Origin of the sequence: Kineothrix sp. MB12-C1 (genome assembly GCF_030863805.1) — a bacterium.
Taxonomy (GTDB): domain Bacteria; phylum Bacillota; class Clostridia; order Lachnospirales; family Lachnospiraceae; genus Kineothrix.
Genome location: NZ_CP132957.1, coordinates 2,225,815 through 2,237,869, shown reverse-complemented (window position 1 = coordinate 2,237,869; position 12,055 = coordinate 2,225,815). Strand labels below are relative to the sequence as shown.

Annotated in this window: 9 protein-coding genes; 6 read left to right on the top strand and 3 right to left on the bottom strand. The window is 33.3% G+C overall.

The window, feature by feature from the left end:
* Nucleotides 1-144: 144 nt before the first annotated feature.
* The 4 genes from RBB56_RS10485 (at nt 145) to RBB56_RS10470 (ending at nt 3,691) form a co-directional block, all read left to right on the top strand.
* Entirely contained in the window at nt 145-621 is a 477-nt protein-coding gene (locus RBB56_RS10485; protein ID WP_306718875.1) for a DUF5688 family protein, read from the top strand.
* A 163-nt stretch (nt 622-784) separates the two neighbouring features.
* Nucleotides 785-2,335 carry an IS21 family transposase gene (gene istA, locus RBB56_RS10480; RefSeq protein ID WP_306718874.1) on the top strand — a complete coding sequence of 517 codons (1,551 nt, stop codon included), beginning with the start codon at nt 785-787 and terminating at the stop codon, nt 2,333-2,335.
* Nucleotides 2,336-2,341: 6 nt separating this feature from the next.
* Nucleotides 2,342-3,118, top strand: coding sequence for an IS21-like element helper ATPase IstB (gene istB, locus RBB56_RS10475; protein WP_306718873.1), 777 nt, complete (start codon nt 2,342-2,344; stop codon nt 3,116-3,118).
* 132 nt (nt 3,119-3,250) lie between these two features.
* Complete coding sequence (locus RBB56_RS10470) at nt 3,251-3,691, top strand: DUF5688 family protein (RefSeq protein WP_306718870.1); 441 nt, start codon at nt 3,251-3,253, stop codon at nt 3,689-3,691.
* Between the two features lie 477 nt (nt 3,692-4,168).
* Here RBB56_RS10470 and RBB56_RS10465 read toward each other — a convergent pair whose 3' ends face one another.
* The 3 genes from RBB56_RS10465 to RBB56_RS10450 all read right to left on the bottom strand — a co-directional run bounded on the left by RBB56_RS10465 (nt 4,169) and on the right by RBB56_RS10450 (nt 7,588).
* Nucleotides 4,169-4,525 (bottom strand): type II toxin-antitoxin system RnlB family antitoxin, encoded by a 357-nt coding sequence (locus tag RBB56_RS10465; RefSeq protein WP_306718868.1) that lies wholly within the window; start codon nt 4,523-4,525, stop codon nt 4,169-4,171.
* Between the two features lie 20 nt (nt 4,526-4,545).
* On the bottom strand, nt 4,546-6,234 hold the full coding sequence (locus RBB56_RS18330) for a ribonuclease H1 domain-containing protein (RefSeq protein ID WP_331525533.1): 1,689 nt from the start codon (nt 6,232-6,234) through the stop codon (nt 4,546-4,548).
* Between the two features lie 73 nt (nt 6,235-6,307).
* On the bottom strand, nt 6,308-7,588 hold the full coding sequence (locus tag RBB56_RS10450) for a tetratricopeptide repeat protein (protein ID WP_306718867.1): 1,281 nt from the start codon (nt 7,586-7,588) through the stop codon (nt 6,308-6,310).
* A gap of 806 nt (nt 7,589-8,394) precedes the next feature.
* Between RBB56_RS10450 and RBB56_RS10445 the strand changes: the two genes are divergently transcribed.
* A complete protein-coding gene (locus tag RBB56_RS10445) occupies nt 8,395-8,592 on the top strand; it encodes a hypothetical protein (RefSeq protein ID WP_306718865.1) in 198 nt (65 codons plus the stop codon).
* A 2-nt stretch (nt 8,593-8,594) separates the two neighbouring features.
* A complete protein-coding gene (locus RBB56_RS10440) occupies nt 8,595-11,756 on the top strand; it encodes a tetratricopeptide repeat protein (RefSeq protein WP_306718864.1) in 3,162 nt (1,053 codons plus the stop codon).
* Nucleotides 11,757-12,055: the final 299 nt, after the last annotated feature.

Here is a 12,055-nt window from a genome sequence, read left to right as displayed (position 1 = left end):
ACGATAACATCAGATTCTCAGTAGGGTTGTTTTGAACTGTGGTACATGCCAAAAGCCAAAAAGCAACTCTATTGGGACATTTTTATGACATGCCATTAGACTACAGCCTAATGGTATATTTTGTCTTAACGGAGGACAGATAAAATGGATTACACGGAATTTAAGGATTATATAATGAAACATATTTTAGAGAACTTACCAGAAAAATATGCGGATAGTACCATCCAGATTGACCAGGTCGTCAAGAATAATGACTACCTATTGGACGGTCTGCAAATCAGTGAAAATGGCAGCAATATGACACCTGTCATTTGTCTGGATGATTATTTTAGAGATTATGAGAATGGCAGAAGCATGAAAAGTATTCTCCAATCCATAGCGGAGATCCGTATGGATTACCATATACCAAAGGATTTCGATGTTTCTATCGTTACCGATTGGGAGAAGGTAAAAGACAAGCTTGTATGTAAACTGGTCAATGCGGAGAAAAATAAGAATTTCCTGAGAAATAAACCTTTTACACAGATAGAAGATTTGGCAGTTATTTACCTGATTATACTGGAAGAAAGAGAGGCAAGCAGTTTTACCGTTACTATACATAATAATTTGTTAGCTGAATGAATAATCCGGAACTGATTACACCATCTGTCCGGAATCCGGAAACCGTTATTCCGTTTTAATGGAAACCAACATTCCGGTGTTGGGTAAACCATTTAAGCATATAAGTCTTATAATGAAAGCATGCACCAGTCCGGTGTAAATTCATTATAAGGAGGTCATCATTATGACCAAGTATCGCGAGATATTGAGACTTCATAGTCTTCATCTCAGTCAACAGAGCATTGCAGATAGTTGCAGTGTCTCTAAGAAAACCGTCAATAGTGTTCTTAAAAAAGCCAAAGAATTAGATGTTTCATGGCCACTTGATAAGAATCAAACTGACGAAGTACTTGCCGGAATTCTTTTCCCAGAAAAGGGTAAGCATATCGAATCATCGAATAAGCGTATGCCCGACTATGCCTACATCCGTAAAGAGCTACTTCGCAATGGAGTAAGCAAAAAGCTCCTTTGGACCGAATACATGGAGGACTGCCGATTAAACGGCGATGAGCCTTTGATGTATTCCCAGTTCTGCTACTACATTCAGCAGGACGAACAGAAACACCGTGCAACCATGCACATTAATCGTAAGCCAGGCGAACAGGTGGAAGTGGACTGGGCTGGATATCCAGCTCACATCATTGATCCAGATACAGGTGAAATCATCAACGCCTATGTATTTGTAGGTGTAATGACTTATAGCCAGTATGTCTATGCGGAAGCATTTATTGATGAAAAGCAGCCAGCCTGGATCAGAGCTCATATTCATATGTATCAGTTCTTCGGTGGTGTCGCTAAGATCCTCGTCCCAGATAACTGTAAAACAGCTGTGATACACAATAACAACTGGAATGATCAACGAATCAACGCCACTTATCAGGAAATGGCTGAGCACTATGGAACAGCCATTATACCTGCCAGAGTCCGGGCACCTAAGGACAAGCCAAATGCAGAAGGATCCGTCGGAAATATTTCCACCTGGATTATTGCTGCATTACGTAATGAACAGTTCTTTTCACTTGCGGAACTGAATCGTGTGATTCGTCAAAAGTTAGAAGAATTCAATAAGCGGCTCTTTCAAAAGAAAGAAGGTAGCCGATTGGAACTCTTCCGCGACGAAGAACTGCCATTACTGGCTCCCCTACCTGCTACCTCTTTTGAACTGGCGGACTGGAAACAGGTCACCGTTCAGTTTAATTATCACATATCCATTGACGGAATGCTATACTCGGTTCCATATGAATACATTAAACGAAAGGTAGATGTCAGGGTAACAGATACTACAATTGAAATTTTCTACAACCATAACCGCATAGCTTCCCACAAAAGACTTCATGGCAGAAAAGGTCAGTATGATACAATACTGGAACATATGCCAGAAGACCACCAGAAATATCTGGAATGGAACGGTGACCGTTTCCGGAAGTGGGGCGAGCGGATCGGTAACAATACGTACAAGGTAGTGGATGCAATCCTCACCTCCAAACGTGTGGAACAACAGACTTATAAAGGCTGTATGGGACTTCTTAAACTTGCTGATAAATACTCAGTAGAGCGATTAGAAGCTGCTTGTGAAAAGGCTCTCAGCTATACAGCGGCACCCAGCTATAAAAGTATTAAAAACATACTCACTGCAGGGCATGACAAATCTGTTGACGCTGATTCTGAAACAAAACCAGCAGACACACAAAACAAGTATGGCATCACAAGAGGTGCCGACTATTATCGGAGGTAAACACTTATGACAAACCAAAGTACGATTGATAAATTAATTGAAATGCGCCTTAGTTCTATGGCAGATGCATTTCGCAATCAGCTGAATGATCCAAAGATGAAAGAAGTTTCCTTCGAAGACCGCTTTGGCATGCTGACCGATATCGAATTCAGCAGTCGTAAGAATAACCGACTAAAAAGACTGATTCATAACGCTGGATTCGACCAGACGGAAGCAAGTATCATGGATATCGATTATACTTCAGGACGCAAGCTGAACAGAGAACTCATAAAGAGACTTGCTGCTTGCGAATACATATCTGAACACCGTAACTTATTTATTACTGGTGCAACAGGCAGTGGTAAGACTTACATGGCATGCGCTTTCGGTATGGAAGCATGTAAGCAGTATTACAATACTAAATATGTGCGTCTCCCAGATCTTTTGATCGAGCTAGAGATGTCAAGAAATGAAGGTACATACAAAAAGGTCATGGCTAAATATGCCAATCCACTTCTTCTTATCATTGATGAATGGCTCTTGCTCAAGCCAACTGACAATGAACAAAAAGATATATTTGAACTTCTGCATAGGAGACGTAAGAAATCATCTACGATTTTCTGCTCCCAGTATCTGCAGGAAGGATGGTATGAACAGTTAGGTGGTGAATCCAGTCCTCTGGCTGATGCTATTCTGGATCGTATTGTTTATGATGCATATAAAATCAATATCCAAAGCATTGATCCTTCAAAGGATATATCAATGCGAGAGATATATGGACTAGACAAAAACATGAGCGAGTAAACTCGCATAAGGTGGTTCCGCAGTTCCGGTCAAGCGGTTCCCGATTCCCCGGAACTGCGGTTTCATCGCCCAAGAATATTCACTGAATATGGAATAGACAAGGAAATCTTTCATCAGACAGCTCTTTCCAATATGGAATCCCTTATGCCCGCCGTATTCTTACCACTGCAGGATGTGGTGAAAGAACTGCTGATACCGGATATAGCAAAACAGTTTGAAATAGAGGAAGAATTGATCCGGGGATTTTTTGAAAGTATGGTGCCGGAGCGCAGGATGACCATGTATTGTCTGACCAATAAAGCAAGGGTAAATGGGGCTGCCTGTATCTTAAATACAAAAGTACAAGAGAAGATAGCGAAACAGCTTGGTGGGGCGTTCTATGTTATCCCGTCATCAACAAACGAAGTGTTGATCTTATCGAAAACTGAGGATATCGATTTTAGGGAGTTGGAAAAGATGGTACAGGAAGTCAATCTCATGCACGTTTCCGTAGATGAAAGGTTGTCCGATTATATGTATGAATATGATAATATAGGGCATGAATTGGTACGCTGTGATAAAATAGCTAAGTAAAAATATGTTCCATAAACTAAAATTCAAATCAATTCATTTACTGAAAAATGGCTCTGAAATAGAATTTGTGAATGATTATTCTGTTTCCAGAGCCGCTATTTCTTCATACTTATTTCTATGTCAATTCCTGTCATTTGCCCGAAAATAGGACAGAATAAATATCTATTTCAAGGCAATCGCATAAGAAAAAATATTTTAATTGGGGTATTTATCGCTGACCATCTATAATTAAAATATTTTTTCTTATGCGATTGCCCTAAATATTGATAAATATTATCCGTTTATTGATTATATACAAGAGCTTAGAGAAATGTAGAAAGACTGTGATTATGAAGTTTTTCTTTTTTAGCTGAATAAAAAACGTTAGATAAATACAAACTGTTTTACAATAACATTTTCGGCTCCAAATTTATGGCTTTGTTTTTCAAAAAATAAGTAAGCCTCCAATTATTATTTGGAGGCCCATCTACTCTATCGTTAAATTAAACCAGATTTAATTAAGTGCTTAAGTGTATTAGGAATTATACTTTTTCGGACCACTTCTTCATTCTGTTTAAAAAAATTATAACTTAATGCCTTTATTGTTTCATCAATACTATCTACTAATGAACATGATTGTAACTTATTAATCCCTGCCTTATACTCACATTTTATATATCTATTTTTTTTAACACCATTAATCAATGTTAAATCAAAAAGTAAGTTGGCTTTTTTTACATGTATTTCTTCTTCTATTTCCTCAATAGAATCCAAGGGATTTTCGTAAGATGTCGCAATAATAAGGAAATCATATGGTTCATTATTTAGTTTTAATATTTTAAAATTATCTTTCATAACAAACCTCCTTCTTATTATTACTGATTTATATTCATATATGAAGTTTCTATCAGATTAATTACTGTATTTATAATTTCATCTGCTTCATGCTTATCTTCAATTAATGTCGTACCTATTAAAATCTGTGTCGTATGAAAAAGCACGTGCCTGCTACCTTTGAAATATGCATATAATCTTTGCAATTCTGCATGAAATGTTGCATCACCAATTTTAGTAATCACTTTCGGATATAAAACATTTCCATTAAATACATCACCAAAAGTATTTCCAATTGGAACCTCTTTTAAACCAAATAAATATTTAATATAACCTTCTAGTGCTCGAAGCGCAGGAAACGCATAACATGAGTAATCTTCTAAATTAATGTCTATTTTTCTTAAAGAAATTGATGGTGAAAGCAATTTAAAAACCATTTCATCAATATTGCCATAGGCCCTAGGCATCAATGTCTCCATTTCGTTCCTTACATCACTTATCTTTACATTTAGATTGTGGAAACTATTGACACTATCTACTATGTCATCAACTGACACATCTTTACAATAAGAAAGAAATGAAATTGCCTCTCCATATAAATATGCGGGTTTTCCCTGTAGTGTTAATGTTCCTGTCTCATAAATATTTATTGTTAATTTATCACCTATCTTACTGGTAAAAATATGGGAATTATGTAATGGAGCTGTTTCTACAACGTAGTGCTCTGCTGTCACACCTTCCAATGACTCTAAATAGTCTACTATTTTTGTCGCCCATTCATTTGGCAGTTTTCTTATTGAGTATGTTTTTCCTTGTGCTTCACTCGAAAAAGAACACCCATCTTCAAGAAGTGCCTTTACAGTCATAGAGATATCTTGATTATTGCCTGTGGGAGTGATTGTTGTCGTACCGTCACTGTTAAAGTGAAGGTTTAACAGTGCTTTTCTTCCCCCAGCCGTCATTTCACATCTTTTTGCAGTACCTGATTGGATAAGATTACTTGCTGTAAAATCATTCCATTGCTTAGTTCCTTCTATTAATATTAAATCAACAATTTTTTCCCTATCTATATAAACACCTTTTTTCTTAGCCATTGATATTTCTTCCTTAAATGTTTTTTCTGTAATATCTATTCCTAATGCATTTTTAGCCAACCTATCTGCTAATTCATTATATTTATCGCCAGAATGCCCTTTTACTTTAACAAAATTAATTTTCATATATTGAATAGCTTTTCTATAAAAATCAACATATGCTATTGTACCTAGCTTTTTTGCCTTCCATTCTCCTGTACACCACTTTTCAATTCCTTCATAATCATAATATATTGTAATACTACGAATATTATTATCTAAACAATATTGAATAGCTGCCTCTGCCCCTTTTATTTCTCCAGCAACATTATTCATTTCTGACAATTCAGAATCTTCATATGCCTTAGAAAAATGTATCTCTTTTCCATTGTTTAAAAAAACTATTCCATATGAAAAAGTATTATTATCGGATTTATAACTCCCATCAACATATGCAACTGCTTCTTCATTGGTTATCTCATTATTAACCTTCTGATCTTCTCTTGTATTCTTAACAAAAGTTTCCGCTTCCTCTTTCGTAGCAAAACCTTTATAAATTGCTCCTGAAAATCCATTTATTTGATTTTGGCATTCTTCCCAAGTTTCATATACACCTGGTGTTTTTCCAATCTTTACCGCATAATATTTCTTAGACATATTATTTCTCCATTCGGATTCATCATCCTACCACTTTTGTTAATAGAAGTCAATATCTTTAAAAATGTATTAATTATACTATTTCAATGTATTTAGCTTCTTTAGTCCTCTTATTTTTTAATTTATCAAATGAATCTTCAATAATAAAAGTGACGTTATCTCTTTCTTTTACTCGTCCCACTACTTCAACAAGCCTAAAAAATATGGAATTTTTGTTATATAAAATGAAACCATTTTTTCCATTTTTCATGATTTTACTCACTACTCCTTTATAGACCTGAGAATTCCCTTTTATCCTTTTAATCCATATGTTCCTCATATACTTAGAAGTTATTTGAGAAGTTTCACATGTTCCTTTACATTCTTCAATTTTTTTATCTAATTCTAAAGGAACTTCCCATTCATTATCTTCTCTTATTTTTTTGAAATATATATAGTGCAATTTTGCCAAATCATAATCTTCCATTTTTTCTAAAATCTCTGCTGCAAAATAAACTACTTTTACTTTCATTCTGTCAGGATCTCTACTCAACAATGCCTTAAACACATAAAGAAGTGCTTGTTCTCCTTCGCCCTTTTTATCGTACAACTGTGCAATCTTAAAAATTATAGACCAATGATTTTTTTTCAGAGACAATTCAGTCAAGCCTAAAAGAGCCTTATTATACTCTTCCAGCATGCCTTGTGAATAATACAATCTAGCTTTAATCCATATGTCATTATCGTAATGATATGTTTTCAATTTTTTTTCTGCTAACTCACAGCATTCAATACATTCATTATATCGTTCTAAAACAATTAATGCTTTTGAATAATATGAAAAATATTCTTCTTTCCTTGATTGCCATTCACTATCATTTCCTTTCTTATCAATATATTTTACTGCTTCATCTGATAGCAAATCTATTTTCAATCTGCCAAGCCAATCAACTATTTTTTCAAAACTTATTCTATCACCCTTATTTTTGTATATATGTATAATGGCAAATACAATATGTTCGTAGGCACTCCCCTGTTTTTGTTCAATTAATCCTATTGCCGCTTTTGCTATTTTATCTAATTTTATAATTTCATGATGTGCCAGTGTCTCTTTCTTCTCCTGAAAATACTTCTCATATACACACCAAGCCATCAAATCATTATTCAAAACAAAGTTGTTATCCAATTTATAAGTATATTTGCAAACCATGATTGCCTTAGTAATTTCCTTAACTTTCTTTAAGCAATAAGCATATTCCCAACCTGCCCATTTATCAGTGTTTTCTTTTGTCCATATTTTCTCGTAAATTTCTATAGCATTTTGATATTTACCCTCTTCTTTATATTTTTTTGCCTGATTTCGTAAATCTCCCATTTAACATTTCTCCATTAATTAGCTATTCACTAAGTTAATAGGGACTATGCTCATATATTTTTATAAGAGAAGTTCCCCATACTGATTAATTATCCTATAAAAATTATATCAGACAATCTTCTATATTACCATTTTTTTCTATGTTTTAGGTGCCTCGCTAAACTTAATATTAAATTCTATTTTTTATTTTTATATAAATTAAAACGAATTTCGAACGTATGTTCTGTATATTTAAAATATCATATTCTTGTGGCATATGCAAGTTCCTTTATTTTCTCGTATTTTCTGAAAGAATGCAATTACGTTCTGAAGGACGTAATATGATAAAATAAATTCCAGCAAATCTCTCTTTTATTCAAATTCAGAATTTAGTCATGTACAAATTTATATTATTCTGTACATGACATAATTTTAATCATATATAGAAGGTGATTCTCGAAATGCTGCTTTGTAGTCATATATAGTATATTGATTTGCTATCATGATAACGGATAACCAATTCTTGGTTTTGTTCATTAGAAAATTTCACGAATATTTTCTCAATAACTTTGATTGTATTTACACTCAATTAGAGGTTTAAAAATGCTCGTAAAATTCGATAAATGAACGGGTAATATCATTGTGTTTTATAGCAATAATTGATATAATGAGTCAACAGTAGGCACAATGTCTGTCCATGCAATTTAGAAATAATAATAGTCAATTATGTGGGAAAATATCTATGCGGTTTTCTTATAAAATAAGTAGCTCTGACAGGTTAAGATTATGGCTATAATTCAAATATGATTTAAACAAGGAGTCAAATTATGAGCTGGTTCGATATTTTAATAGGAATTTCATCTATCGGTTCTTTTATTGTATCAATAGTTGCGCTATTTAAAGTAGATAAAATCGAAAAGCATATTGTCAAAGATTATTCCAATAAAACTAGTCAGACAATTAAGCGTTCTAAAATAAATAATAGCGATATTAGGCAAATCGGACGAGATAATAAGGATCACTAATAATGTTAAGTTTTTTTAAAAATTTATTTTATAAAAAGCAACAAAATATTGAAAGAACCACCATAGTTAATTCTGTTGTCTTACAAACTGGCGGTGATATGGTACTAGACTCGGAATTAACCGATTTGCTTATTATGCACAAAAATGACAAGTGCTACTTGAATCAATTAATACAAGAAAAACTCACACATTGCGAAACGCTAATCCTTGAAGATAATCGTAAGGATGCATCTCGTATCATTGATACTATTTATATGTCATCTTTAAAAAGTATTGATGATGCAAACAACGACTGGCTTATCTATTTGAAGGCAGTTATTTGTGTTTTAAGTAGTGATAGCGAAAATGTGAAATTATTAGTTGATTATTTAGAAAAATCATCTATCTATAGAAATAACATTGCAACTGCTATTAATTTAAAAAATAATAGCAGTTTTGAGTTTGTAATGACCGATAATTATAAAGAGGACCATCTTTTTTCATATATGCTTCTTCATATTTTCTTTAATAAATCTGAATGGGATTATATAATTTCCAATTTCAAACCAAATGAATATAGTTTTCATGTACAAGATTGTTTTTATGGATTAGCATCTTTCAATAATCAAAATTTTGTTGAAGCAATCCAAGCACTAGACCTCGCGATTAAAAAAAGGCAATTGCCCAAATACTCATTTTATAAAGCACTCAGCTGTGTTTATCTCGATTTGGAACAGATTCAAGAAGATGATACAGACCATGACCGGTTAACATCACATTATCAAAAGCTAATTAATTGGGGAGATGCCTGTCCGGAATTAAGAGATGAAAATTTAGCTACATTCAATTTATCTAAGATAAGAGCCTTACTTATTATAAATCCAGAAACTTTTCTAGATGAATATTCAAATTTAGTTCAAATACAAAAAAAGAACATCAATTTTCGATTTCAGCTAGGCGCCTTTTACCAAATGCAAAAGCTATATGACGAAGCCCTTGCTGTTTATACAGAAATACTCTCAGAAGGTTCGTCACAAGAACTGTCTCATCGGATAATAGTATGTTATTTATTACAAAAAAACTTTTCTGCAATACTCAGTTTTTTTGAGGCTCCAAATACGCATAAATTTTCTGCAACTATTACAATATATTTAATTGCTATCCACAATCAAAATCCCGGACAATTTGATAACCTTTTTGATAGATATTTTTTTAGCTCCTGTGAAAACGTAAGTGATTTGATACATTTTCTTGAATTATTTCGCTATAGCACACATGTAAAAGAAGAACTTTATAAAAAAACAAAGGTTTTAAAAGACGAAATATTATTAGCTAATAAAACACAGAAAATTATGCTTGCTTTTTTTGTCGCAGAAATACTAGATATGGAATTAAGTAAATGTTTTCTGGCTAGCATCCATAATTACCTCCCGCATGATTTAGAAATGGTACATTTTCTTCTTTCTAAATTGTCCTCATCCGAATTGCGAGAAGAATTAGCAAAATGGTTTGTAGAAAATAACTTTAAAACTCCTTTTATTTTAAATATATTAGCTGAAAATTATATACATCAGGAAAAGTATGTATCTGCTTTGCCTTTACTTAAAGAAGCTTTTACACTTTCTCAAGAAAAGAACACTGCTATCTATTTGGTCAATTTAGCAGCGCTTTTGGATACTGTAAAAATAGAAGATATTCAAGATTCTTTGTATTTCCTTTCATCTGAGAAAGACCCTGAAATACTGTTAATTGTTGCCCAGACATATTATAAATTCGGTTTTTATGATAAGGCCGAGAGACTATCATATGAAGCTATTTATTTACTAAGCAATCTTGATGATAGTCATCTCTACCAACTATATATGTCTATTCATTTTAATATGCTTAATGGATCTTCAAAAAAAATCATTGATTTTGATAGAGCAACTATGGACGTAGTTATTTTTCTCAAACCTGTAGTTCCAGAATCTTCAGAAAAAAATATTGCTGATTCTGTCAATATGGGCGAAGAATCTCCCCCGCTAGTAATATGTATTAACCAAGAAGCAAATTTTTGTACCGATACCTATAGTATTGGTGCTTTGCATGTTTCTAAGTCAAATTTACTGTACTTAAAACTAATTAACAAGGAAATACATGAGATAGTAGAATACAATGGTATACCATATGAAATTGCTAGTATAACCAACAAATACGTATATGCTTTTAGGCATGTTTTATCTAAAGTGGCAGATTCAAGCGATGGTTCTTTCATCAAAAAAATATCAATCGATAAGGACAGGGACATTAGGCAACAGATGCGAGATGTCCTATATGATTTGAACCCTATTACAAATTGGCTTGATCTATACCACTTCAAAGATAATCCCGTCGGAACACCTATCGAATGGATTAATAGCTGTGGTTATGATGAATATGTGCACATTGTTCAATATTTACTATACTCAAAAGAAGAGGTATTGTACGCAGGCCTAAATAATATTTCATATGATGCTGACCAGACTTACACTATAACGCTTTCTTCATTAGTCATACTTCAAATTATCGGTAACCTCTTTGTCTTAGATAATTACTTTTCTAAAATCTTCATTTCAGATACATTGCTTGAATTTATTAAATTACAGTCTGAAAACTCAAGTAAAACTTTAGTTATTTCTCCTGGGAAGATTGGCATTAGTGATGATGGTAATCTGACATTAACACCACCAGATAAGACAATGCCTGATTTTTGGAATGCTCTTTATGAAATTGCTTTAAAATTAAATTTGCATATTATTACAAATGATGACCGCGCTAACTTCAATAGGATGCATAGCAGTATGGATTTAGAGAAACTTCTGGCCAATCCCAAAGTTCATATTTGTCAATTGGATAGCTTTATAGTTGCTCAGAAAAACAACTCACTCTTACTATCAGACGACCTGTTTTTTAGACAACTAGGCACTCTCCTAGGTATACAAAGTGTTAACCATACTCACTTGTATTCTATTATAGATATTAAACAATATATATCGGCTCTAACAAAGCTTATGGAAACAAATTTTTTATATATTCCTATTACAGAGGCTGCTCGTCCTTTATTAAACGATTATATTAAATCTATATCTAATAACGAGCGAAAACGAAAATTGTATACAGAACTTTTCCCACCCGATAGTTTTATGAGATCTATCCTCAACCAATAATCTAGTTTATCTGTATTTGAGGCAGATTTTAATGGATTGGAAGAAATGTTTTTACAGCAAAACTATAATCAATTTAGTCAAATATTCAATTAAACCTTAATTTTTCTAGGGTTAAAAGACTTTTCAATGCTCAACATCTTTTCTCTTTGACCGTCCAGGACGCAGCGGTCGCAGGTTCGAATCACCAAGTAAACAGACCTGTTTTTTGTAGAAGCAAAAGATAGGTCTGTTGTTATTTTATAAGGGAAATAACAGGAAACTCAGGATTAGAGCCAGTGTGGGTGCCAAATATAAGCACC